We start from the raw sequence: 23,427 nt of genomic DNA, 5'->3' as shown, positions 1-23,427 counted from the left end.
CGCGGCGGTTCGCTACCGCGCGCAATACTCGTAGTGACCGGCGTTGCACGCCGCGACCGCGCGGCGCCATTCGGCCATCTGGCGCTGGTAGCGGGCCTCGTCGGCCTCGGCCACCTGCGCGCGCCCGCCGTTTTTGCGATATTCTGCCCAGCCCTGGGCATAGCGGGCGTCGCGGGCGCGGACGCGGGCGAGCTCCTGCTGGTTGAGGCGCTTGATGATCGCCTTGTCGCGCGCCCGCGCCTCGGCGCTGCGCATCGTCGGGTCGCGCGGATCGTCGGCCATGGCGGTGCCCGATACGGTGATGGCGCCCAGCGCGAACGCGCAGGCAAACATTGACCTGATCATGATGGCGTGACCCCCCTTTTTCCTCGCCGCAATCTCGGGCTCGGCTGGTTAAGGCGGGATAAACAGGAGGGTCGCCAGCCATGCGGCTCGTCGCGGGCCGGCCTCGTCCGGGCGCTCGCGCGCGGGGCAGGGGGCCTTGTGGATCGGGCATCGGCACCCATCTGTGGGGCGCGCTTCCCGCGTCCCTTGTCTTCCGCGAACAAATCTGGAACAAACGCGCTTATGCTGAGCCAAATCTCCGTGCGCGGCGCGCGCGAGCACAATCTCAAGGGGATCGACATCGATCTCCCCCGCGACAGCCTGATCGTGATTACCGGCCTGTCCGGCAGCGGCAAGTCGAGCCTCGCGTTCGACACGATCTATGCCGAGGGGCAGCGTCGCTATGTCGAGAGCCTGTCGGCCTATGCCCGCCAGTTCCTCGAGATGATGCAGAAGCCCGACGTCGAGCATATCGACGGGCTCTCTCCCGCGATCTCGATCGAGCAGAAGACCACCAGCCGCAACCCGCGCTCGACCGTCGCCACGGTGACCGAGATCTACGACTACATGCGCCTGCTGTGGGCGCGGGTGGGGGTGCCCTATTCCCCCGCCACCGGCCTGCCGATCGAGGCGCAGACCGTGTCCAACATGGTCGACCGGGTGATGGCCCTGCCCGAGGGCACGCGCGCCTACCTGCTCGCCCCGGTGGTGCGCGGGCGCAAGGGCGAATACCGCAAGGAGCTGGCCGAATGGCAGAAGGCCGGCTTCACCCGGGTGCGCATCGACGGAGAATTCTACGCGATCGAGGACGCCCCCGCGCTCGACAAGAAGTACAAGCACGACATCGAGGTGGTGGTCGACCGGATCGCGGTGCGCGAAGGGATCGAGACCCGCCTTGCCGACAGTTTCGAGCAGGCGCTCAAGCTGGCCGAGGGGCTGGCCTACATCGACCTTGCCGACGGCAACGTGCCGGGGCGCGACGAGGGGGAGAGCGGCCCGAACGCGGCCGGCGGGGCGATGAAGGGCACCGGGCTGCCCGCCAACCGCATCGTCTTCTCCGAAAAGTTCGCCTGCCCCGTCTCGGGCTTCACGCTCGAGGCGATCGAGCCCCGGCTGTTCTCGTTCAACGCGCCGCAGGGCGCCTGCCCGGCGTGCGACGGGCTGGGCGAGAAGCTGCTGTTCGATCCCCAGCTCGTCGTGCCCAACGAGGCGCTGTCGCTGAAGAAGGGCGCGGTCGTGCCCTGGGCCAAGTCCAACCCGCCGTCGCCCTACTACATGCAGGTCCTCGCCAGCCTGGGCGCGGAGTTCGGCTTCAGCCTCGACACCCCGTGGCAGGATCTGCCCGAAAGCGTGCACGAGGCGATCTTGTTCGGGACCAAGGGCCGCGCCATCCCGCTCACCTTCAAGGACGGGCGCAAGTCCTACACCGTCCGCAAGAGCTTCGAAGGGGTGATCGGCAACCTCAACCGCCGCATGCTTCAGACCGAGAGCGCGTGGATGCGCGAGGAGCTGGGCAAGTACCAGACCGCGCAGCCGTGCGAGACCTGCCACGGCGCCCGGCTCAAGCCCGAGGCGTTGAGCGTGAAGGTCGCTGGCGCCGACATCTCGGTGCCGGTGCGCTACTCGGTCAGCGACGCGAAGGCCTGGTTCGCCGGGCTCGAGGCCCAGCTCGGCCCGCAGCAGCAGCAGATCGCCCACGCCATCCTCAAGGAAATCAACGCGCGGCTGGGGTTTCTCGACAATGTCGGGCTCGATTACCTGAACCTCGACCGCACTTCAGGTACGCTCTCGGGGGGCGAAAGCCAGCGCATCCGCCTCGCCAGCCAGATCGGCAGCGGGCTGTCGGGCGTGCTCTACGTCCTCGACGAGCCGAGCATCGGCCTCCACCAGCGCGACAACGACATGCTGCTCGCCACGCTGCGCCGGCTGCGCGACCTCGGCAACACGGTGATCGTGGTCGAGCATGACGAGGACGCGATCCGCACCGCCGACCACATCGTCGATCTCGGCCCCGGCGCCGGGGTCCACGGGGGCGAGATCGTGGCGCAAGGGGCGCTCGCCGACATCCTCGGCGCCGAACACTCGCTCACCGGCCAGTACCTGTCCGGCCGCCGCACGATCGCGGTGCCGGCCAGGCGCCGCAAGGGCAACGGCCACAAGCTGACGATCCACGGCGCACGCGCCAACAACCTGCGCAACGTGACGACGAGCATCCCGCTCGGCACCTTCACCTGCATCACCGGGGTATCGGGCAGCGGCAAGTCCTCGCTTACCATCGACACGCTCCACGCCGGGGCGGCGCGCGCATTGAACGGCGCGCGAGTGATCGCCGGCGCGCACGACAGGATCACCGGCCTCGAATACTGCGACAAGGTGATCGAGATCGACCAGTCGCCGATCGGCCGCACCCCGCGCTCCAACCCGGCGACCTACACCGGCGCCTTCACCCAGATCCGCGACTGGTTCGCCGGCCTGCCCGAAAGCGCGGAGCGCGGGTACAAGCCGGGCCGGTTCAGCTTCAACGTGAAGGGCGGCCGCTGCGAGGTGTGCCAGGGCGACGGGCTGATCAAGATCGAGATGCACTTCCTCCCCGACGTTTACGTCACCTGCGAGGAATGCGGCGGCAAGCGCTACAACCGCGAGACGCTGGAGGTGAAGTTCAAGGGCCACTCGATCGCCGACGTGCTCGACATGACGATCGAGGATGCCGAAGTCTTCTTCAAGGCCGTCCCCTCGATCCGCGACAAGATGCACATGCTCAACGAAGTGGGGCTGGGATACGTCAAGGTGGGCCAGCAGGCGACCACGCTTTCAGGCGGCGAGGCGCAGCGGGTGAAGCTGGCCAAGGAACTCAGCCGCCGCTCCACCGGGCAGACGCTGTACATCCTCGACGAGCCGACGACCGGCCTCCACTTCGAGGACGTGCGCAAGCTCCTCGAAGTGCTCCACCGCCTGGTCAACCAGGGCAACTCGGTCGTGGTGATCGAGCATAACCTGGACGTGATCAAGACCGCCGACTGGATCATTGACCTCGGCCCCGGCGGCGGCGTGCGCGGCGGCGAGGTGGTTGCCGAAGGCACCCCCGAACAGGTGGTGAAGGAACCGCGCAGCGTGACCGGCGAATACCTCGGCCCACTCCTCGCCCGCCAACCCGCGCCGGTGGTGGAGGAAGCCCCGGTCAAGACGCGGCGGAAGCGGGCGGCGGCTTAGGGGTGACGGAAGTTGACCTTAGTCGGTCCGTCCAATCCCCCCACTATCGCTACGGTGCATAACAGGATGAAGCACTTGAAATTGCGCAGGAACTCCTGAAAGATGCCGTTCAAATCGGGAGGTGCCCAAGATGACGGCAGAAGTGGCAATATTAAATAAAGCTGCTGTAGCTCTAGCCGCTGATAGCGCAGTGACAATCTCTTCGGGCAGTAGTCAACAGAAGATTTTCGACTCCGCAGATAAGTTGTTTGAATTATCGACGTCGGTGCCCGTGGCTGTCATGGTTAACGGCGATATGAACTTTTCACAAGCCCCTCTGCCGGTTCTAATTAAGGATTTTAGAGGTAAGATCGCAGGTGATTTTCGGACAGTTGTAGAAGCCTCAAAGGAATTTCTGTCATTCTTAACAAAATTTGGGGTGAGCTCACCTCAGTAAGTTAAGGCAGATTATCTGGAGCGCCTGCTTCGCCCACTTTTCGTTCGACTCCAAGAGCGTGTCCGTGATGCGGTCTTGGAAAGGATAATGGACCCGGACAGAAATAAAGAAGAGCCTTTACCAAAATGGGAGGACGAGAAGGAGGCTGCAACTAATCTTCAGTTGAGGGTTATGGAGTATGCTCTTGGTAGGCTCGCGGATGCTGAAGTGATTGAAATAGGTGATGACCTCGATCAACAGATTTTTGACGCAGTATTTGATGATTTGAAAGAAGAGGTTCTGCCAGATCTTGATGGGGAGCAAGTTTCTGTCTTAAGTTCGATTGCTAATTTGGCATTGGTGAAGCAGTTCGGGCCATCAGAAACGGGGGTAGTGGTTGCTGGATTTGGGTCGGAAGAAATATTTCCTACTCTTGTCCATTATACCATTTTCGGAATAGTTGGAAATAAGCTCAAATATGCTACTCACGATGTAATTGATATTGATCGAGTTGGTGTAAGGGCAAAAGTGTTGCCGTTTGCACAGAAAGAAATGGTTGAGCGTTTTCTTTACGGGCTTGATCAAGGAATTCGCAGCGATATTGCTCGTTTTTGCGAGAAATCTCTCCCCTCGATTAGAGAGAATCTTTTGGACCAGTTGGTGATTGATCCGATCGATAAGGACGCCCTTGAGGGCCAGGCAAAGGCTGCTGAGAAGGCGTTCTTGGATGGGCTTGTCTCGGAGAGTTTCGACTCAATTCGTCGAGAATCCGAGGCGGAGATCGATGAGATGGTGGAATTCATGCCGAAGCCAGAGTTGGCTAGAATGGCGGAGGCGCTGGTTGACTTAACATCGATAAAGCGTCGCGTAACCCGTGGATTTGAAACGGTAGGTGGGCCAATCGACGTTGCGGTTCTTTCGAAGGCGGAAGGATTCGTGTGGGTCAAGAGAAAGCATTATTTTCCTCCAGAGTTGAATCGTCGATTCCTAGAGCGTACGTCCGGCCAAGATCGGCCAGAAGGAGGTGCGGATGTACGATAAGCCGCTGACCCTAGATTCGATATTGGATGATCAGCATCCCAATCGACCAAAACTTTGGCCTCGCCGAGAGGGCAGTGAAGGCTCTTTGGGAGTCGCGGTCGCTATTGATGTTACGCGGCGCAGGATAAATGCTGCATTTGATGGGGAGAGGCGCGTCAAGGCCCAGCGGAAGCCGGCTGTGTAAATGCTCTGAGATTTTTCTGCGATCTCATCACAGGTAGAGAATGTCGTTCGCAACCTCGTAGATCCTAAAGGGCGAATCATTTCCCCCTGTCCTACAGCCCCGCACCAAGCATAAGGAACCCGGTTCTCCCTCCCGCAGCCACGTGAGCCAGAACCGATGGTCCAGACCCTTCCTTCCCCCCGCCGCAAGCCGCGCCATGACGAGTGGACGCGCCCCAAGATGGTAGCCTTCCTGCGCGAGCTGGCCGCGTGCCAGTCGGTGTCGCAGGCGGCGCGCTCGGTGGGGATGAGCCGGCAGTCGGCCTATCGCCTGCGCAACCGCCTTGCCAACACGCCCTTTTCGCTCGGCTGGGAGGTCGCGCTGGAGGCGGGGCTGCAGCAGCTTGCCCACGCCGTGCTCGACCGCGCGGTCAACGGGGTGGAGGTGCCGCACTTCTACCACGGCGAGCAGGTCGGCACCTCGCGCCACTATGACGAGCGGCTTTCCACCTGGATCCTCGACAACCCGTGGAAGATCGGCCGCCACCCGATCGCGCGCGAGTACAGCGGCGAGCATTTCGACCGCCTGCTCGAACGGATCGAGTGCGCCAGCCTCGACTGGGAGGACGACGAGACGCTGCCCGGCGCGAACTTCGCCCTGGGCAGCGATGTGGGCGAGGGGATCCGCGACCAGGACCGCTTCGTCGCCCAGCGAAGCTGGTACGCCGCCAACGCCGCCGAGGCGCTGCCCGCGGACGAGCGGCGCTGAAGGCCATGCCTCGCCCGGGTCTCGCCGCCGCGCGCCCGCTCGCGCAAGATCGTGTCGCACCCGCGCAACGGGATTTCTTTTTCTCCCCGCGCGCGAACCGTCACCCGCGGGGCGATTTACCACACGGTTCCGCGGGCTCGCGCGCGGTGACGGCGAGGGTGACAGGTGTAACTTCTGTCACCCTGGCCGGGGTGCGGGCCAAGGTGTTGGCAGCGCGCGGCGGGGAAGGGGGCGCGACGCGGGCGGCGAACGCAAATGGGGCCCGGAATTGCTTCCGGGCCCCACTCTCGCCTGCTGGCCTTGCACCGATTTTCGGCTGCCACTCTGGTTGGGAGGAAACGGATCGCCTTTGGAGTACGAAACTCCTTGGCCGCTGCGGTTCGTGCCAAGGCATTCCCCGCTGCTATCCGTCGCAACCGTTCCAGCAACCCAAAAGGGTCGGCAACCATCGATCCGCTGGCATGGCCGGCGTCGATCGTTTCCGTGGACACGCCGGATCGTTGAAGAGCCGGTATCCCCGCGGGAAGGATCGGGACCCCTGCCGCAGGTGCATCCGCTTTCGATTTCGGCATGGCCCGAAAGCCGTGCTTCGTCGTCTGCATTTTCACCCGCCGGCAGCGGTCCTTACCCGGTCTTTCGCGTTCGGCGCGTTGAACGTTTTCGTTTGCCCGAAGGCTTGGAATTCGTCCCGCAGCTTCCTGCTCAGACCAGTAACCGTCGCGTTGGAAAGTTCCTGTTTTTCAGCGGCTTGCGCCGTGATCTGCAGTGGCTTTCTTCCGTCTCGATGAATGGATGCTGCGCCTCGTCTCCGAGTCGCGCAAGCAGAAAAATGCGCACTTATCCACAGGCCGCGACTTGGCGGTGGAAAACTGCGGCGAAGGGTTCAGCGATCCCTTTGGGCAAGGAGGCGCAACCGGAGCGCGTTGAGCTTGATGAAGCCCGCCGCGTCCTTCTGGTCGTAGGCCCCGGCGTCGTCCTCGAACGTGACGTGCGCTTCCGAATAGAGGCTGTCGGGCGATCTGCGGCCGACGACCTGGGCCAGGCCCTTGTAGAGCTTGAGCCGGACGGTGCCGTTGACCTTGGCCTGGCTGTGATCGATCGCCGCCTGGAGCATCTCGCGCTCCGGCGAGAACCAGAAGCCGTTGTAGATGAGCTCGGCGTACTTGGGCATCAGCTCGTCCTTGAGGTGGGCCGCGCCGCGATCGAGCGTGATCTGTTCGATCCCGCGGTGCGCCACGGCGTAGATCTCGCCGCCCGGGGTCTCGTACATGCCGCGGCTCTTCATCCCGACGAAGCGGTTCTCGACCAGGTCGAGCCGGCCGATGCCGTGCTTGCGGCCAAGCTCGTTCAGCGCGGCGAGCAGGGTGGCGGGGCTCATCGCCTCGCCGTTCAGCGCCACGCCGTCGCCCGCGGCGAAGTCGATCGTGATGTATTCAGGGGTGTCCGGCGCATCCTCGGGGTTCGCGGTGCGTGAATAGACGTAGTCGGGCACTTCCTCCCACGGGTCTTCCAGCACCTTGCCCTCGCTGCTGGTGTGGAGGAGGTTGGCGTCGGTCGAGAACGGGCTTTCGCCGCGCTTGTCCTTGGGCACCGGGATCTGGTGCGCCTCGGCCCAGGCGATCAGCGCGGTGCGGCTGGTGAGGTCCCATTCGCGCCACGGAGCGATGACCTTGATGCCCGGATCGAGCGCGTATGCCGACAGCTCGAAGCGGACCTGGTCGTTGCCCTTGCCGGTGGCGCCATGGGCGACCGCGTCGGCCCCGGTTTCGTGCGCGATCTCGACCAGCCGCTTCGAAATGAGCGGGCGGGCGATGGAGGTGCCGAGCAGGTAGTCGCCCTCGTACCGCGCATTGGCGCGCATCATCGGGAACACGAAGTCGCGGACGAACTCCTCGCGCAGGTCGTCGATGTAGATGTGTTCCGGGCGCACGCCCATGAGCTCGGCCTTGGCCCGGGCGGGGGCCAGCTCCTCGCCCTGGCCGAGATCGGCGGTGAAGGTCACCACCTCGCAGTTGTAGGTGACCTGCAGCCACTTGAGGATGACGCTGGTGTCGAGCCCGCCCGAATAGGCAAGAACGACGCGCTTGATGTCGGGATGCGAGGCCACGGGGCAGTCTCCGCGAAAGGGCTGGGAAAGGCGCGCCGCCTAACAGCCGCGGCAGCCCATCGCAACGGATTCGGCGGCGGGGCGGGCGGTCAGTCGGCCAGCAGGCGCTGCTCGCCGGCGGCGATGTAGTCTCGCGCCAAGGGTAGGGCGTGGCGATCCCGGGCGTACTGGATCTGGTAGTTGCACATTCCCCCGCTCTCGAAAGCGGCGGTCGCCCCGGCGAGGTAGAAGGTCCACATCCGGAAGAAGCGGGCATCGTACATCGCCTCGATCGCCGCCCGGTTGGCCATGCAGCGGTCGTACCAGGCCCTGAGGGTGAGGGCGTAGTGGAGGCGCAGTGTCTCGACGTCGGTTGCGATCAGGCGGACCTTCTCGCTCGCCGCGACGGTCTCGGACAGCGCGGGGATGTAGCCGCCAGGGAAGATGTACTTGCGGGTAAAGGCGTCTGTGCTTCCGGGGCTTCCCATCCGCCCGATCGTGTGGAGCAGCATCACCCCGTCGTCGGTCAGCAGCCGGGCAGCGGTGCGGAAGAATTCCCCGAACTGCGGACGCCCGACATGCTCGAACATCCCGACCGAGACGATCCTGTCGAAGCGGGCGCCGGTGGCGGGCAGGGCGCGGTAGTCGGTCAGTTCGAAGCGAACGCGGTCGGCCACTCCCGCCTCGGCGGCGCGGGTGCGGGCCAGCGCAAGTTGCTCTTGGCTTAGGGTCACGCCGAGCACGCGGACATCGGCATGGCGGGCAAGGTAGATCGCCATGCCTCCCCAGCCGCAGCCGATGTCGAGAACCTGCTGGCCTGGCTCAAGCGCGAGCTTGGCGGCGATGTGGGCAAGCTTGGCCTCCTGCGCCTCGTCCAGGGTCATTCCGTCGTGCGGCCAGTAGGCGCAGGAGTACTGCATGTACCCGGCATCGAGCATCAGCCGGTAAAGGTCGTTGCCGATGTCATAGTGATGCGCGACGTTGTCCTTCGATCGCCGCGCTTCGTTGAAGCCATCGGCAAAGGCCTTCGCGCGCCGGATCGCGCCACGCACTGGACCTGGCTTGTGCAGCTTGGCCCCGACCTCCCATGGCCGATTGGCGCGCAGGAGTTGCACCAGCGCCATCACGTCGCCCTGCTCGATGACGAGGCGCCCATCCATGAAAGCCTCGCCGGCGCCGAGCCGCGGGTCGAGCAGGATGTCCCGCGCGACCTTCGCGTCGGTCAGCCGGATGCGCACCTCGGGAAAGCCGGGCTCGGGAACGCCGAAGGCATGGAGTGCGCCGGCCGCATCGACCACCTCGAGACGGCCGCGCGTGACCACCCGGCCGAGCAGCCGGTCGAACAGGCTCTTGCTCATCGCGATTTATTCCGCCGCGTCGCGCATTTCAGCAGCCAAGTGCCAGGCTGGCGCCACGTCGCTCGCGCGAAGGCGGGCGCTTTCCTCGACCATGTAGTCGCGCGTCATCGGGATCGCATCCCGCTGCTTCACGTACTGGATCTGCCAGTTGACCATGTTGCCGTGGCGGAAAGACTGTTCGGCGCCGACGAGATAGAACTCCCACATGCGGAAGAACTTCTCGTCATAAAGCGATACGATCTCGTCCTTGTGCTGCACCGTACGCCGGTACCATTCCTCCAGCGTATGCGAGTAGTGGAAGCGCATCGCTTCCACGTCCATTACCTGCCACCCGGCCTTTTCGCTTTCCGTGACGAGTTCGGACAACGCGGGGATGTAGCCGCCGGGGAATATGTACTTGCGCGTCCAGGCATCCGTCGTGCCGGGCGGGCCCGTGCGCCCGCAGCAGTGACTGAACATGACGCCATCGTTGGCAAGCAGCCGATGGGTATGCTCGAAGAAGCCGGGATATTGCGGCGTGCCCACGTGCTCCAGCAGCCCGACGCTGGTGATCCGGTCGAATGTGCCGGTGACGTCGCGATAATCCATCAGCTCGAACTTCACGCGGTTTGATACGCCCAGTTCGGCGGCGCGCTCGCGGCAGAATTCGATCTGGTCCGGCGCCAACGCCACTCCCAGCACATCGACGTCGTAGTGCTTGTGCAGATAGAGCGCTAGGCCGCCCCAGCCGCAGCCGATGTCGAGCACTCGCTTGCCTGAACTTGTCGCCGGGTCGAGCGCCAGCTTCGCCGCGATATGCGCCTTCTTGTCGAGCTGCGCCTGTTCCAGGCTGACTGCCGGATCGCGGTAGTAGGCCATCGTGTATTGCCGGTCCTCGTCGAGGAACAGTTCGTAGAGCCGGCGAGTGAGATTGTAGGTATGCTCCGCGTTTCGGCGCGCCTTGCCCTTCGGATTGAAGCTGTCCGCCCGCGCGGCAAGGTAGGCCGCCGCCTTGCGCAGTGCGCCTTGCGGTTTGAAGGTCGGGTCGTCGCCCCTTCCGTTCGAAGTGACGAAAAGGACCATGTCGCGGATGTCGTGCGGCGGCTCGATCACCAGCCAGCCATTCATATAGGCTTCGCCCGCGCCGACCTGGGGATATCTTGCGATGTGATTGGCGGCACGCTTGTCGGTCAGCGCGATCCGGATCGGCTCGCCATCACCCCCGGGGCCGTATGTGTAAACCTTTCCGTCGTGATCGGTGACGATGAGCTGGCCCTTGCGGATCAGTCGGCTGAGCATCTTGTCGAGGAGCCACATGGGCCGGAAGTCTATGGGCGGCGTCATCTCAGGCAAGCAGAATATTGCGCTCGGCGACGGGATCGGCAAAGGCGCGCGCATGACCAACCGCACCACAGCCGCTTGGGCGGCAGAAACCGATAACGCCCGCATCTGGTTCGAGAGCCTTCGCGACCGCATCTGCACCGCGTTCGAGGCGATCGAGCGTGAAGCCGGAAGCGACGCCGCATTCGAATACACTCCCTGGCGCCGGGATTCGGAAGTACCGGGCGAAGATGGCGGCGGCGGGGTGCGCGGCGTGATGAAAGGCCAGGTGTTCGAGAAAGTGGGGGTAAACGTCTCCACCGTCGGAGGAGCCTTCGCTCCCGATTTCGCAAAAACCATTCATGGCGCGGGCGAAGACAACACATCGTTCACCGCCACGGGCATCAGCCTTGTCGCGCACATGGCCAACCCGCACGTGCCGGCAGTGCACATGAACACGCGGTTCCTCACTACGAGCAAGGCCTGGTTCGGCGGCGGCGCCGACCTCAATCCGCCGCTACCGTATGAAGAAGACACGGCCGAATTCCATGCTGCGTTCAAGGCGGCCTGCGACCGGCACGGGAGCGATTATTACGATCGGTTTAAGGCCTGGGCCGACGAGTATTTTTACATCCCCCATCGCAAGGTGCACCGCGGGGTCGGAGGAATATTCTACGATCATCTGGAATGTGACAGCGCGGGGGCCTTCGAACAGAACTTCGCGTTCACCCGCGACGTTGGCGAGGCCTTCCTCGAGGTGTTTCCACGGATCGTGCGCCGCCGGATGGGGCTCGGTTTCACGCCGGAAGAGAAGCGCCAGCAGCTTGAGTGGCGCGGTCGCTACGCCGAGTTCAACCTTGTTTACGACCGCGGCACCCTGTTCGGCCTCAAGACCGGCGGGAATGTCGATGCAATCCTTATGAGCCTGCCGCCTCAGGCTGAATGGAACTAGGCCGAGCCCAGCATCGCCCCGGCCACAACGCCCGCGACACCGCATAGCGCCAGGGTCATTGCCACCCCGCGCTTGCTCGCGAACAGCAGGACGAAGGCGAGGACGGTGAGACTGGCGGCCACGGGATCGAGGCTGGACAAGACGGGCGCGTCGATGATCCTGAAGCCAAGGTCGACGGTGCGATGCTCGACGAACAGGACGTGCAGCCCGAACCAGGCAGCCAGGCTGGCGATGACGCCAACCACCGCTGCGGTCAGCGCCGACAGCCCGCCCTGAAGACGGCGGGCGTGCTCGAGCCGCTCCATCCACGGTGCGGCGGCGAGGATCCACAGGAAGCACGGCGCAAATGTCATCCAGGTCGTCAGTGCTGCGCCGATCAGGCCCGCACCTAGTGGGGTGAACGGCGCTGGTGACCGCCACGCCCCTATAAAGCCGACGAACTGAGTGACCATGATGAGCGGGCCGGGAGTCGATTCAGCGAGGCCGAGGCCGTCGGCCATCTCGCCGGTCGTCAGCCAATGGTGCGTGTTGACTGCCTCCTGCGCCATGTAGGCAAGAACCGCATAGGCGCCGCCGAAGGTGACGACCGCCAGCTTGGCGAAGAACGTGCCGATCGAGACCAGGACGTGTTGCGGCCCAAGGGCTACGGCAATTGCTGCCAGTGGGGCGAGCCAGATCGCCAGCCAGATCGCGACGACCCCAACCGTGCGGACGGCGAGTGCATGGATGCCCGGTTGCTCCGCCGAAGGGGAAACAGGCTTCAATGCTAGAAGGGCAGGGTTGCGCCCGGCCACCACGATGCCAACGACCCCTGCACCCAGCACGACCAGCGGGAAGGGCAGGTCGAGCGCAAACAGCGCAACGAATGCGGCCACTGCAAGCCAGCGCTTGAAACCGGTGTTGAGCGCCCGGCCCGCGACACGCAGCAGCGCCTGCACGACGAGCGCCAAGACTGCCGCCTTGATCCCTACGAACAGGGCACCGAACCACGAAAGCCCAGCGGCCTGCACGTAGAGAAGCGAAAGGGCCAGGATGACCAGCGCGCCGGGGACCACGAACAGCAGACCTGCAGCAAGTCCCCCGCGCAGCCCGTGCAACTTCCAACCGATCCAGGTCGCCAGTTGCTGTGCTTCCGGCCCGGGCAGAAGGTGACAGAAATTGAGTGCGCGAAGGAACTGGTCTTCCTCGACCCAGCAGTGGCGGTCGACGATATCCTGGTGCATGAGCGCGATCTGGCCAGCCGGCCCGCCGAAGCTGAGACAACCGATCCGCGCGAAGGCGCGAACCATTTCCGTAAAAGTTGGTGTCGTATTCATACCGTCCCCATGCCCGCACGGCACCAAGACGCCGGCCGGGTTGCAATGCGGCAATGCTTGGGCGGGGACGCCTGACCGGGAGACTGCCTTGCCCCGGAATGCCATGAGTTGCGCACCGCCAGCCCCTGCGTCAAGCGCCGGCCATCCAATCGCCGAAATTCTTCGCAGCCGCGGCAATTGTCCGACGAAGCAGCTTGCCCTTTCACCCCCGTTCACTCCATCTAGGACTAGATGCTGCGCCAGTACGAACTCGTCGAACGCGTCAAAGCGTATGATCCAGACGCCGACGAGGCGATGCTGAACCGCGCGTACGTTTACACTGTCCAGAAGCATGGCACCCAGAAGCGGGCGAGCGGGGACCCGTATTTCAGCCATCCCGTCGAGGTTGCGGGCCTGATGACCGAGCTCAAGCTCGATCAGGAAACGATTATTACTGCGCTGCTGCACGACACAGTTGAAGATACTCTAGCCACGATCGACGAGGTCGAACGTCTTTTCGGCCCCGAAGTTGCGCGCCTCGTCGATGGGGTCACCAAGCTCTCGAAGATCGAGACACTGACGGAAAACGAGCGGGCAGCCGAGAACCTGCGCAAATTCCTCCTGGCGATGAGCGAGGATTTGCGCGTCCTCCTCGTGAAGCTGGCCGATCGACTTCACAACATGCGCACCTTGCACTTCATCAAGAGCGCCGAGAAGCGCCAGCGCATCGCGCGCGAGACGATGGATATCTATGCCCCGCTGGCCGAGCGGGTGGGCATGTACGAATACATGCGCGAGATGCAACTCCTCGCGTTCGAGCAGCTCGAGCCGGAGGCCTACGCCACGATAACGGGCCGGTTGGCCCAGATCCGCAGCCAGGAAGGCGGCCAGGTCGACGCCATCGCGCTTTCACTCAAGCAAGCGCTGGCCGAGGCGGGGCTCAAGGTCGAAGTGACCGGCCGCGAAAAGCATCCCTATTCGATCTGGAGAAAGATGGCGGAACGCCACGTCAGCTTCGAGCAGATTACCGATATCATGGCGTTTCGCGTCATCACCGAAACTGCGGCGGACTGTTACACGGCCCTTGGGGTGATCCATCAGGCGTGGCAAATGATCCCGGGTCGCTTCAAGGACTACCTCTCGACCCCCAAGATCAACGGCTATCGCAGCCTGCATACGTCGCTGATCTACCGCAACTCGATGCGCGTCGAAGTGCAGATCAAGACCGCCGAGATGCATCGCACCAACGAATTCGGCTTGGCTGCGCACTGGGCCTACAAACAGGGTGGGGACCAGCCAGACGGGCAGGTCGGCTGGCTGCGCGACCTCATCGAGATCCTCGACACGAGCCACGATGCCGAGGAGCTTCTCGAGCATACGAAACTCGCCATCTACCAAGACCGGATCTTCGCATTCACGCCCAAAGGGGCGCTGCACCAGTTGCCCAAGGGGGCAACTCCCATCGATTTTGCCTTTGGCGTGCATACCGACCTCGGCAGCGCGGCCGTGGGGGCCAAGATCAACGGTCGGCACGTGCCTCTGCGCACGCAGCTTGTGAATGGGGACGTCGTCGAGATCATCAAGAGCCGGAATGCGGAGCCGCAATTGTCTTGGCTCGGCTTCGTCGTCACGGGCAAGGCGCGTGCCGCGATCCGCCGGTTCGTGCGTCAGAAGGAGCGGCAGGAAGTCGCCGCGATCGGGCAGAAGCTGTTCGATGAGATCGTGGAACGGCTGCCCGCAAAAATTGGCAAGAAGGCGCTTGCGGCTGCGATCAAGCGCCTCGACCTGCGGACCGAGGAGGAACTGATGTTTGCCATCGGTTCGGCCAAGGTCGACGACCGCGCCGTAATGGAGGCGCTCGTTCCCGGCAGCGCGGCAGATCTGCCGGACCCGGATCGCTGGCCGCAACAGCAGCGGGCCATAGCGATACGCGGGCTGACGCCGGGGGTCGCATTCGGTCTGGCCGATTGCTGCCACCCCGTGCCCGGCGATCGGATTGTCGGCCTGCGCCAACCCGGCAAGGGCGTCGAAGTCCACGCGATCGACTGTCTCGCCCTGGCCAACGGGATCGACGCCGATTGGCTCGACCTGTCGTGGGATGCGCGCACCGACGGCGCGACCGGGCGCCTGCGCGCCGTGCTTTACAATCGCCCCGGCACGCTGGCCGAGATGGCGGCGATCTTCGCCACGAACAAGGCAAACGTCGTCAACCTGCAGATGACTCAGCGCGACGACCCGTTTCACACATATGAAGTGGACCTTGAGGTGCGCGATCTTGCCCATCTGACGCGCATCGTCAGTGCGCTGCGCGCCAGCGACGCGGTTGCTCAGGCCGAGCGGATCTGACCGCTCAGCGCCGGTCCATTTCGGCATCGAGCGTGACGTCGCCATCGAGCGGCACACCGGCGCTGTTCAGGAACGTCGAGACCATCGCATACTGGCCGACAGTCAGGATCGCATCGATGCATTGATGCTCCGAGAAGTGCCGTGACAGCGCTTGCCACGCGCTCTCGTCGATAAAGTGTTCGGCCACCATCGAATCTGCCGCCCGCAGAAGTGAATTGTCCGCATCCGACCATGGATCGCCCGGGCCGCGCTTTATCGCGTCGATCTCGGCGTCGGTCAGACCAGCGTGTTGGCCGATCCGTACGTGGCGCGACCATTCGTAGCCAGACCCACACGTGAATCCCGTCCTCAGGATCAGTATCTCGCGTTCACGCGCCGCAAGCGAGTTCTCATGGGACAAGATGTAGGAAGCGAAGCCCATGAACGCCTTCATCGCGGCGGGATGGCGGGCAAGCGTGCGGAATACGTTGTAGTCGCGTCCCTGCGCACGCATCGGCGCCACCAGCGCTTCCGCCTCGGTATCCAGTTCGGCATCCGTCAGCGGTGCAAGTCGCGGGCTGTTAAGGCGCATGTCAGTCTCCCATTGTGCAGGACTGCGATCAGTTCGCGGCCGGAACGCGGCGCACCGGGACCGGAATATTGCAGATGTCGGCCCCACCGGCAGGCCGCACGAAGAACGCGTCGCGGCGGTTGGCGCGTGCTTGCGCGTAGCGCAGGAACGAGGCGCTGTCGGTGGACAGGTATTCGTAGGCGGACGGTGCGGTCAGCTCGTTGCCGAGGCGAACGGACAGGATTTGCGCCCTCTCGCCTGGCGTCTCGTAGAACCCCAACGCTCCCGTCCCGCGCGGCAGCGACGACAGGTTCTCGATCCCCTCGATCACTCGCCCGACCAAGGCGATATTGCGATCCAGATGGCGCGGTGCGTGCCCGATCACTGCATAAAGCTCGGCGCCCGTGCCGGTGTCGGGTGCGAGATTGCGGCCCACGCCCACCATGCCATAGCAGTGGACGGGCCAGCGCTGCACTCGATCAGGCGTACCTTCCGCGGCGACCGGCCATCCGCGATCGAAAGCGACGTAGCTCGATATCGTGCCGCGCGGCCAGGTCAGGTCCTTGAACCGCTGCCAGCCCGGCGCATCTCCACCAACCGTGTACTGATCTTCTGTCATCACCGCGAGGCCCCTCGGCAGGGCACGGGCCTTTGCCTTGTCCTCGCCATCCGCGTCGCCCCACTGGGCAACGTAATTATCCTGCACGCGGTTCACGCTGAGTCCGTCCCACCAATGGGCCCGCGCAAGCTTGCGTATGTTGCCGATCCAGCCCTGACTGAACGGCGCTGGCATTAGCTGAATGACGACGCGGCGCGGTTTGCCGGCGGCATCGGCCGCAAGTTCCATGACGAGAAGGTCCTCGGGCGCGATCCTCGTCCATTCGGATTGCGACGCGGCTGAGACGATCTCGCCGGGTGCTAGCTGCGGGGCCGGCTCGGTCGCGAAGGCGCAAATCGGAACAAGCGCACATAGCGCGGCGACAGTCGCGAGGGCTCTGATCATTCTCCCAACCTTACAGAGCCACGCGCCTTGCGGAACCCCCGCCGTACGGCTAGGGCGCGGCTCCTGTCAGGCATGCGGAGCGGTGGCCGAGTGGTCGAAGGCGCTCGCCTGGAAAGTGAGTATACGCCAAAAGCGTATCGAGGGTTCGAATCCCTCCCGCTCCGCCACTGGCCACGGAAAACCGCGGGTTTGGGCAGCCTAAATGGCGGAAATCTGGGGAGACGCTGATTGTTGTGCCCGGCAGGGTACGGCTGCGTTCGTGGCAATCAAGCGAAGGCAGTAGGGTTGGGAGTAGGGTCAGCAGATCGCTGATCGACCCATCCGCTCGCGCAGAAAGACGCCCACGCAGTCATGAGCTCGCGACGCTTGTCGAACGCGCTCGAGCCAATCGCCTAACTACCCGCTGCACGAGACGTCTCAGTGGACCGGAAGGATCTGCGGTTGGTGGTTTGACACCCGAAGGCGCGTTCTTCATTAGGGCTGCGTGACCCTCGCGTTCGCACCCAAAGGGTCCTCGCCGTCCCTGCCCGATTTCGAGGCATTATTTTCCGCCTCGCCCAACCCCTATGTGCTTCTGGATTCGAACCTGGCCATCGTATGGATGAACGATGCCTACCTCCGGGCGACGTCACGAGAGCGGGACGACCTGCTCGGCCGAGGCATTTTCGAGGCTTTTCCAAGCCCGCCGGAATCCGACAGCTACAAGTTGCTGCAAAAGTCCTTGAACAGAGTCCTGAGCACAGGGAAACGGGACGAAATCGCGCTCATCCGGTACGATATCGCGATGCCCGGTGGGCGCATGGACGAGCGGTACTGGAGCGCGACGCATACTCCCTTCCATCAAGAGGGCGGCGCGGCGTCGCATATCCTGCAACATACGGTCGACGTAACCGAACTGCACAATTTGCGCCGGTTGCGTGATGAAATGGGCGTGGTCGAGCGGGCCAACGCCATCCAGGCGCGCAATCGCGACCTCGCGGAAGAATCGGACCGGCTGAAAACCCTGTTCGAGCAAGCGCCTGGGTTCGTGGCTATTCTGACCGGCTCTGAGCATCGTTTCGTGATCGCCAACGAGGCGTACCGGACGCTCGTCGGCAAGCGGGACCTAATCGGCAAGAGTGTCGCTGAGGCACTGCCGGAAATCGTCGAACAAGGGTTCATCGATCTGCTCGACGAGGTGCGGGCGAGCGGCAAGCCTTACGTCGGCCGCCGTGCGTTGGTCTATCTCCACAGCGGCAAGATGGAGGCAACCGGCGAACCCTATTATCTCGACTTCATTTACCAGCCCATCGTCTCGAGCGATGGCGTGGTCAGTGGTGTCTTTGTCCAGGGGCAAGACGTCACTGAGCAAGTTCGCGCGGAAGATCGGCAAAAGCTGCTCATCAACGAGCTCAATCACAGGGTAAAGAACACCCTCTCGATCGTGCAGGGTCTCGCGATGCAGACCTTTCGGCGGGTCCCGGAATCCGAAGCTGCGCAGGCGGTGTTTGATTCCCGGCTGATTGCGCTTGCGGCGGCGCATACGTTGCTCACCGAACATGAGTGGGATCAAGCCGAGTTGAGCGATGTCCTGCGGCGCTCGGTCGATGCGACGGCCGGGGTGGATGCGGATCGGGTCGACATCCGTGGGCCCACCCTCATGCTGCAGCCGCAGACTGCCGTCTCCTTGGCCATGATGACTCACGAGCTGAGCACAAACGCCATCAAGTACGGCGCGCTGTCCGTCTCCGAGGGCCGAGTGACGGTCAGCTGGACCGTTGCTGACACGCCCGAGCACAGGCTTTTGAGCCTGACCTGGGTGGAAAGCGACGGGCCCCATGTCGAAGCGCCGTCACGGCGCGGCTTTGGAACGCGCTTGATCGAGCGCGGCATGTCGAGCGAGCTCCGGGGCGATGTGCGCATGGAGTTCCAGCCAGACGGCCTGCGGTGCACCGTCACCGCTCGGGTTCCGCGGACGGACACATGAGCATCACCGGCCTCGACATCCTTGTGGTGGAGGACGAGCCGGTCATTGCGCTCGCGCTAGAAGACCTGCTGATCGACGGCGGAGCTCTACCCACTTACGCGTCGACACTTGGTCAAGCCGCAGACCTTCTCGAAACGCACACGCCCGACGCCGCTATTCTGGACGTCAACGTGCACGGCCAGACAAGCTACGAATTGGCCGCGAACTTGCGTGAGCGCGCAGTCCCTTTCGTGTTCGCGACCGGGTATGGCGCGGCCACTCACCCTGCGGAATTCGCTGAGGTGCCAACGATTGCCAAGCCTTATAACCTTGGCGAGATCGAGCGAGCGATCGCCCAAGCCCGGGTCGCGGGCCACTCAGTCAAGGGCTGCCATTAGCCGATTAGCTAGATGAATCTGCGATCACGGGCTTATCAGGTGCCCCTCGGCACAGTCGAAAATGAGCGCTGATCGGACGGAGCCGTAGTGTCCGCAATGAGTCGATTACCGTCTACCAGCTCTTAGAGGCTGGGCGGCAAGATGAAAGAGCGGACCTTCGTTCAGCAAGCCGCCGAAGCCGCAAACCCAAAGCCGGCGTCCGAACGACCAGCCGGGCCGCTATCTGACGCGATCGCTAGCATGCTAGATAAGTCAATCGGCCCCTCACCCGCTCAACGGTCGCGATCTTTCCGTCGGGATCCCTGGTCGTCCATACGCCCTTTTCGTCGACCCGCTCGACGTTGCACTTCTGCTTCGCCTCGGGCTCGTCGGACGTATAGCAATACTGCTCAGGCGCCTTCTGCTCCCACTTCCCCGTTTCCAATAGTGATCGGGTCTGGGCTGAAGGAGCTTCCGCAGTGGGCGAAAGTTCGGGTGCCGGCTTGGAAGGCGGAGATGGTCACCAGTGTGGCAATGGCTGTCACCCATTCATCGACCAAGCGGGCATACTGGCGAGTGGTAATATGACCATGATGATCGACGCTGCTCGGGAATAGATATTCAGTTGCCGAGCCGCCACGCCGCTCCAGCCAGGCGACCAGAGTCCCGCGGACATCGGCTGTCAGCTCGAATTGGACGGGCCGGTTGGTCTTTTGATGGATAACGATTGCGCGGTTGCGAATGTTCGGGCCAGCGACGACATCGCCGATCTTGATCTTGACTAGATCACAGCCACGCAGCTTGCTGTCGATCGCGTGATCCAAAAGCGCCATGTCCCGCAGACGCCCCTCGCGATCGAGGTGGAAGCGGATCGCCCAAATCCGCTTCTGGGTGAGCGGTCGATTGGTGCCGACGTCGTTTGGCTAAGTACCAGGCACACGGCCAAGCAACGATGCTATCAAGAATCGATTAAAATGACCACCTCTCGTTGCCTCTGGCGCCATGCTGCAAAGCAGCATAGATCGTCGGTCCATGCGGATCGCGATCATCGATACCAGCACCTCGCGTGCGGCAATCATTTCGGAAGGACTGCGTGACGCAGGTCTAACCGACATCGCGGTGATCGATGCGGCGGGGCCACTGCTGGAACAGCTTGAACAGGCCCGGCCGGAAGTGGTGCTGGTCAATCTCGAAAATCCGAGCCGAGACGTGCTCGAGGACTTCTTCGCCATGAGCCGGGCGCTCTCGCGCCCCATCGCGATGTTCGTCGACCAGAGCGACGCCGATTCGACGGCCGCGGCGGTCGATGCGGGCGTGTCCGCCTACATCGTCGATGGGCTGGCCAAGGGCAGGATAAAGCCGGTGCTGGATCTGGCCGTTCGGCGGTTTCAGGCATTCGCACGACTGCAGGACGAACTGCGCGAGGCGCGCAGCGCGCTGGCTGAACGCACGACGGTTGACAGGGCCAAGGCGATCTTGATGAAACGCCGCGGCCTCGACGAACCGGGAGCGTACGCCCTGCTCCGCAACCATGCCATGCAGTCAAACCGGCGGATCGCCGAGATCGCGGAGGCCATTATCACGAGCGATGCCCTGATGGGGGACCTGCCATGACCCGCCTGCGCATCGGTTTCCTGCCGCTGGTCGATGCCGCGCTCCCGATCCTCGCGCACGAGCAGGGTTTTGCAGCCGCACAGGGGCTGACGCTTGATCTGGTGCGCGACATGACTTGGGCGACCGTGCTCGACCGGCTGCTTTACGGCCATACCGACGCCGCGCACATGATCGCGCCTTTGGCGATTGCCACGACTCTGGGGCGGGGCCGGCCGGCCGCGCCCCTAGCAGTACCTTTCGTGCTCGGCCTCAACGGCAATGCAGTGACTTTTTCCATCGCGCTGGCCCAAGCGACGGCACTGGACAAAAGGCTCGCCGACCCTGCCGAGCTGGGCGAGCGGCTGCGGCGCGTTGCGGCGGACCGTGCAGCGGCGGGCAAACCGCTTCGGTTCGGGGTGGTGCACCGCTATTCGAGCCACAACTACATGCTGCGCTACTGGCTGGCCGCGGTAGGCATCCGTCCGGATCGGGACGTGGAGATTGTCGTCACCAGTCCCCCCTTTGCGGCCGATGCCCTGGCGGCGGGCGATGTCGACGGCATATGCGTCGGCGAGCCGTGGAACAGTATCGCGGTTGATCGCGGGGTGGGCCGAATTGCGCTGGCCACCGCGCAGATCTGGCGTCGCGGTGTCGAGAAAGTTCTCGCGATGCGCCAACCCGCGCTCGAAGAGCGAACGGACGAAGTATTCGCGCTGGTTCGCGCGCTGCACGACGCTGCGGCGCACTTCGTCGAGCCCGGCGCCGCTGAAGAGAACGCAGCGATCCTCGCGCGGCCGGAGTACCTCCACGCGCCGGCGGCGACGATCCTGCGCGCAATCACTGATCGCATTCGGGTCGCGCAGGGCGCCGGGCCGCTGGTTTATCCCGATTTCATGTTCCAGTACCGCGAGGCGGCGAATTTCCCTTGGCGAAGCCAGGCGGCCTGGCTCTATTCCCAGATGACGCGGTGGGACGGAACGCCTTTTTCGGCGCAGGATGCCGAACGGGCTGAAAGCGTCTTTCGGCCCGACATCTACCGCTCGGCACTTGCCGGTTCGTCTGCCACCCTGCCCGGCGCAAGCTCGAAGCTCGAGGGGACGATCTCGGGCCAGGTCGGCGTGGGCGCTGCGCAGGGCAGGCTGATCCTGGGCGCTGATCGCTTTTTCGACGGTCGCCAGTTCGATCCGGGCGACATTCCGGGATACCTCGCGGCGCTTCCGTAAAATTTGCTGCATCTGCGAAATGATGGGTTGCGCAGATGCAGCGAATCATGCAAGTTTGATTCGTCTGGCAAGGATGCCGGACACGAAATAGTCGCGAACTGCCTCCAGCGTGGGGGGCATCCGCGAGTGCGGCAGCGGTCATGGCCTTTGCCGTCAACAGGCAACGAAGCCGCCAGGATGCAGCCGAAGGGCCGCCATCCTGGCGGCTTTTTCTTTGTCCATTTCCCGTGGAGGGCAACATGGCGACGGCATTCTGGAATGAAGAGAAAACCGAGGCGCGGAGCAGTTTCTGGGCAAGCGGCCATACGCCGACCCTGATCGCCGCGTTTCTCTATTTCGACTTGGCATTCATGGTCTGGGTCATTTTGGGTCCGCTGGCGCCAGAGATCGCGAAGACGCTCGCGCTCAGCCCCGCCGAAAAGGGGCTGATGGTCGCGACGCCGACCCTGGCAGGCGCGATCCTGCGGGTCGTGAACGGGCTGTTGGTGGACCGCATCGGACCCAAGCGGTCGGGCGCGATCAGCCAGCTCATCGTAATCGGCGGCTTGCTCTCAGCGTGGACACTGGGCGTGAACACCTTCGGCGGCACGCTGGTCCTTGGCGTGATCCTTGGTTTTGCGGGGGCCAGCTTTGCCATCGCGCTGCCGCTTGCCAGCCGGTGGTACCCGCCCGAGCATCAGGGCAAGGCGATGGGACTGGCCGGGATGGGCAATTCGGGAACCGTACTTGCCGCGCTCTTTGCGCCCGCCCTGGCCCGAATGTTCGGCTGGAACGCGGTACTCGGCCTTGCCTGCGTTCCGCTGACGCTGGTCTTCATAACCTACATGGCGATGGCCAAGGATCCCCCCGGCGCGCCGGCGGCAAAATCGCTCGCCCAATATTTCGAGCCGCTGAAGGTTGCTGACGCGTGGTGGCTGATGGGTTTCTACGCGGTCACGTTCGGCGGTTTCGTCGGCCTGGCTGCGTCGCTGCCGATCTACTTCACCGACCGTTTCGGCCTGACCACCATCCAGGCGGGCTATTGCACCGCCGCCTGCGTTTTCGCCGGATCGCTGGTGCGCCCCATGGGCGGGGCGCTGGCCGACCGGATCGGTGGAGTGAAGACGTTGACCGGCGTCTTCGCGGTCGCCGCAATCGTCTTGGCGGGTGTCAGCATGGCCGGGTCCGTCGGCGCAGCGCTCATGTTCTTTATGCTCGCGATGTTGGCGCTCGGAGTCGGTAACGGTGCGGTTTTCCAGCTCGTTCCTCAGCGTTTTGCGGCGGAGATCGGGGTGATGACCGGGCTCGTAGGGATGGCCGGCGGGGTCGGCGGATTCTACCTCGCCTTTTCGCTCGGCCTGGCAAAGCAGGTGACAGGCAGCTTCGCTCCCGGCTTCCTGATCTTCGCGGCGCTCACTGTCGTGGCCTTGGGCGGCCTCACGCTCGTCAAGGGCAAGTGGCGCTCCCTCTGGGCGGCTGCCGCCACGGTTCGGATCTGAC

The 23,427-nt window shown here is 63.8% G+C and carries 18 protein-coding genes, 1 tRNA gene and 1 pseudogene; 12 read left to right on the top strand and 8 right to left on the bottom strand.

The genetic code is table 11. The features are described from left to right. Nucleotides 1-12 precede the first annotated feature (12 nt). Nucleotides 13-345, bottom strand: coding sequence for a hypothetical protein (locus ACFO0A_RS15125; RefSeq protein WP_379539981.1), 333 nt, complete (start codon nucleotides 343-345; stop codon nucleotides 13-15). Nucleotides 346-567: 222 nt separating this feature from the next. Here ACFO0A_RS15125 and uvrA point away from each other — a divergent pair, with 222 nt between their 5' ends. From uvrA to ACFO0A_RS15105, 4 genes are all read left to right on the top strand, one after another. Continuing rightward, the gene (gene uvrA / locus ACFO0A_RS15120; protein WP_379539980.1) at nucleotides 568-3,534 is read left to right on the top strand and encodes an excinuclease ABC subunit UvrA; all 2,967 of its coding nucleotides are present in this window, start codon (nucleotides 568-570) and stop codon (nucleotides 3,532-3,534) included. 121 nt (nucleotides 3,535-3,655) lie between these two features. Further along, on the top strand, nucleotides 3,656-3,970 hold the full coding sequence (locus tag ACFO0A_RS15115; protein WP_379539978.1) for a hypothetical protein: 315 nt from the start codon (nucleotides 3,656-3,658) through the stop codon (nucleotides 3,968-3,970). A gap of 87 nt (nucleotides 3,971-4,057) precedes the next feature. Continuing rightward, nucleotides 4,058-4,990, top strand: coding sequence for a hypothetical protein (locus ACFO0A_RS15110; RefSeq protein WP_379539976.1), 933 nt, complete (start codon nucleotides 4,058-4,060; stop codon nucleotides 4,988-4,990). Between the two features lie 340 nt (nucleotides 4,991-5,330). Next, nucleotides 5,331-5,921, top strand: a complete 591-nt coding sequence (locus ACFO0A_RS15105) for a hypothetical protein (protein WP_379539974.1) — start codon at nucleotides 5,331-5,333, stop codon at nucleotides 5,919-5,921. An 883-nt stretch (nucleotides 5,922-6,804) separates the two neighbouring features. Here ACFO0A_RS15105 and ACFO0A_RS15100 read toward each other — a convergent pair. The 3 genes from ACFO0A_RS15100 to ACFO0A_RS15090 form a co-directional block, all read right to left on the bottom strand. Next, a complete protein-coding gene (locus tag ACFO0A_RS15100; RefSeq protein WP_379539973.1) occupies nucleotides 6,805-8,028 on the bottom strand; it encodes an argininosuccinate synthase in 1,224 nt (407 codons plus the stop codon). 89 nt (nucleotides 8,029-8,117) lie between these two features. Next, entirely contained in the window at nucleotides 8,118-9,365 is a 1,248-nt protein-coding gene (locus ACFO0A_RS15095) for a class I SAM-dependent methyltransferase (protein WP_379539971.1), read from the bottom strand. Between the two features lie 6 nt (nucleotides 9,366-9,371). Beyond that, a complete protein-coding gene (locus ACFO0A_RS15090; RefSeq protein WP_379539969.1) occupies nucleotides 9,372-10,661 on the bottom strand; it encodes a class I SAM-dependent methyltransferase in 1,290 nt (429 codons plus the stop codon). 79 nt (nucleotides 10,662-10,740) lie between these two features. Between ACFO0A_RS15090 and hemF the strand changes: the two genes are divergently transcribed. Continuing rightward, a complete protein-coding gene (gene hemF, locus ACFO0A_RS15085; RefSeq protein ID WP_379540028.1) occupies nucleotides 10,741-11,616 on the top strand; it encodes an oxygen-dependent coproporphyrinogen oxidase in 876 nt (291 codons plus the stop codon). Here hemF and chrA read toward each other — a convergent pair. Then, a complete protein-coding gene (gene chrA / locus ACFO0A_RS15080; RefSeq protein WP_379539968.1) occupies nucleotides 11,613-12,905 on the bottom strand; it encodes a chromate efflux transporter in 1,293 nt (430 codons plus the stop codon). The genes hemF and chrA overlap by 4 nt on opposite strands. A gap of 258 nt (nucleotides 12,906-13,163) precedes the next feature. On the opposite strand from chrA, the gene ACFO0A_RS15075 reads away from it, so the two are divergent. After that, nucleotides 13,164-15,257 (top strand): RelA/SpoT family protein, encoded by a 2,094-nt coding sequence (locus ACFO0A_RS15075; protein WP_379539966.1) that lies wholly within the window; start codon nucleotides 13,164-13,166, stop codon nucleotides 15,255-15,257. Between the two features lie 4 nt (nucleotides 15,258-15,261). Here ACFO0A_RS15075 and ACFO0A_RS15070 read toward each other — a convergent pair whose 3' ends face one another. Then, nucleotides 15,262-15,828 carry a carboxymuconolactone decarboxylase family protein gene (locus ACFO0A_RS15070; RefSeq protein WP_379539964.1) on the bottom strand — a complete coding sequence of 189 codons (567 nt, stop codon included), beginning with the start codon at nucleotides 15,826-15,828 and terminating at the stop codon, nucleotides 15,262-15,264. Nucleotides 15,829-15,856: 28 nt separating this feature from the next. Further along, entirely contained in the window at nucleotides 15,857-16,810 is a 954-nt protein-coding gene (locus tag ACFO0A_RS15065) for a peptidylprolyl isomerase (RefSeq protein ID WP_379539963.1), read from the bottom strand. 76 nt (nucleotides 16,811-16,886) lie between these two features. Between ACFO0A_RS15065 and ACFO0A_RS15060 the strand changes: the two genes are divergently transcribed. From ACFO0A_RS15060 to ACFO0A_RS15050, 3 genes are all read left to right on the top strand, one after another. Further along, nucleotides 16,887-16,977: transfer RNA gene (locus ACFO0A_RS15060), tRNA-Ser, on the top strand. Between the two features lie 317 nt (nucleotides 16,978-17,294). Beyond that, complete coding sequence (locus ACFO0A_RS15055) at nucleotides 17,295-18,776, top strand: sensor histidine kinase (protein WP_379539961.1); 1,482 nt, start codon at nucleotides 17,295-17,297, stop codon at nucleotides 18,774-18,776. Continuing rightward, complete coding sequence (locus ACFO0A_RS15050) at nucleotides 18,773-19,153, top strand: response regulator (RefSeq protein WP_379539960.1); 381 nt, start codon at nucleotides 18,773-18,775, stop codon at nucleotides 19,151-19,153. The genes ACFO0A_RS15055 and ACFO0A_RS15050 overlap by 4 nt, the downstream gene beginning before the upstream one ends. 503 nt (nucleotides 19,154-19,656) lie before the next feature. Here ACFO0A_RS15050 and ACFO0A_RS15045 read toward each other — a convergent pair. After that, a pseudogene (locus ACFO0A_RS15045) lies at nucleotides 19,657-20,046 on the bottom strand (site-specific integrase); the annotation flags it as partial. A 118-nt stretch (nucleotides 20,047-20,164) separates the two neighbouring features. On the opposite strand from ACFO0A_RS15045, the gene ACFO0A_RS15040 reads away from it, so the two are divergent. The 3 genes from ACFO0A_RS15040 to ACFO0A_RS15030 all read left to right on the top strand — a co-directional run bounded on the left by ACFO0A_RS15040 (nucleotide 20,165) and on the right by ACFO0A_RS15030 (nucleotide 23,426). After that, nucleotides 20,165-20,746, top strand: a complete 582-nt coding sequence (locus ACFO0A_RS15040) for an ANTAR domain-containing response regulator (protein ID WP_379540026.1) — start codon at nucleotides 20,165-20,167, stop codon at nucleotides 20,744-20,746. Next, nucleotides 20,743-21,948 (top strand): ABC transporter substrate-binding protein, encoded by a 1,206-nt coding sequence (locus ACFO0A_RS15035; RefSeq protein ID WP_379539958.1) that lies wholly within the window; start codon nucleotides 20,743-20,745, stop codon nucleotides 21,946-21,948. Before ACFO0A_RS15040 ends, ACFO0A_RS15035 begins: the two co-directional genes overlap by 4 nt. 239 nt (nucleotides 21,949-22,187) lie before the next feature. Next, on the top strand, nucleotides 22,188-23,426 hold the full coding sequence (locus tag ACFO0A_RS15030) for a nitrate/nitrite transporter (RefSeq protein WP_379539957.1): 1,239 nt from the start codon (nucleotides 22,188-22,190) through the stop codon (nucleotides 23,424-23,426). Nucleotide 23,427: the final 1 nt, after the last annotated feature.

The organism is Novosphingobium tardum, from assembly GCF_042652045.1.
Taxonomy (GTDB): Bacteria; Pseudomonadota; Alphaproteobacteria; order Sphingomonadales; family Sphingomonadaceae; genus Novosphingobium; species Novosphingobium tardum.
This window is presented reverse-complemented; position numbering and strand designations above follow the sequence as displayed.

What these genes read in the sequence shown, in the direction of transcription:
- ACFO0A_RS15125 (WP_379539981.1), bottom strand. Translation starts at nt 345, where the DNA reads ATGATCAGGTCAATGTTTGCCTGCGCGTTCGCGCTGGGCGCCATCACC.
- uvrA (WP_379539980.1), top strand. Translation starts at nt 568, where the DNA reads ATGCTGAGCCAAATCTCCGTGCGCGGCGCGCGCGAGCACAATCTCAAG.
- ACFO0A_RS15110 (WP_379539976.1), top strand. Translation starts at nt 4,058, where the DNA reads ATGGACCCGGACAGAAATAAAGAAGAGCCTTTACCAAAATGGGAGGAC.
- ACFO0A_RS15105 (WP_379539974.1), top strand. Translation starts at nt 5,331, where the DNA reads ATGGTCCAGACCCTTCCTTCCCCCCGCCGCAAGCCGCGCCATGACGAG.
- ACFO0A_RS15095 (WP_379539971.1), bottom strand. Translation starts at nt 9,365, where the DNA reads ATGAGCAAGAGCCTGTTCGACCGGCTGCTCGGCCGGGTGGTCACGCGC.
- ACFO0A_RS15090 (WP_379539969.1), bottom strand. Translation starts at nt 10,661, where the DNA reads ATGTGGCTCCTCGACAAGATGCTCAGCCGACTGATCCGCAAGGGCCAG.
- hemF (WP_379540028.1), top strand. Translation starts at nt 10,741, where the DNA reads ATGACCAACCGCACCACAGCCGCTTGGGCGGCAGAAACCGATAACGCC.
- chrA (WP_379539968.1), bottom strand. Translation starts at nt 12,905, where the DNA reads ATGGTTCGCGCCTTCGCGCGGATCGGTTGTCTCAGCTTCGGCGGGCCG.
- ACFO0A_RS15075 (WP_379539966.1), top strand. Translation starts at nt 13,164, where the DNA reads ATGCTGCGCCAGTACGAACTCGTCGAACGCGTCAAAGCGTATGATCCA.
- ACFO0A_RS15070 (WP_379539964.1), bottom strand. Translation starts at nt 15,828, where the DNA reads ATGCGCCTTAACAGCCCGCGACTTGCACCGCTGACGGATGCCGAACTG.
- ACFO0A_RS15065 (WP_379539963.1), bottom strand. Translation starts at nt 16,810, where the DNA reads ATGATCAGAGCCCTCGCGACTGTCGCCGCGCTATGTGCGCTTGTTCCG.
- ACFO0A_RS15050 (WP_379539960.1), top strand. Translation starts at nt 18,773, where the DNA reads ATGAGCATCACCGGCCTCGACATCCTTGTGGTGGAGGACGAGCCGGTC.
- ACFO0A_RS15040 (WP_379540026.1), top strand. Translation starts at nt 20,165, where the DNA reads ATGCGGATCGCGATCATCGATACCAGCACCTCGCGTGCGGCAATCATT.
- ACFO0A_RS15035 (WP_379539958.1), top strand. Translation starts at nt 20,743, where the DNA reads ATGACCCGCCTGCGCATCGGTTTCCTGCCGCTGGTCGATGCCGCGCTC.
- ACFO0A_RS15030 (WP_379539957.1), top strand. Translation starts at nt 22,188, where the DNA reads ATGGCGACGGCATTCTGGAATGAAGAGAAAACCGAGGCGCGGAGCAGT.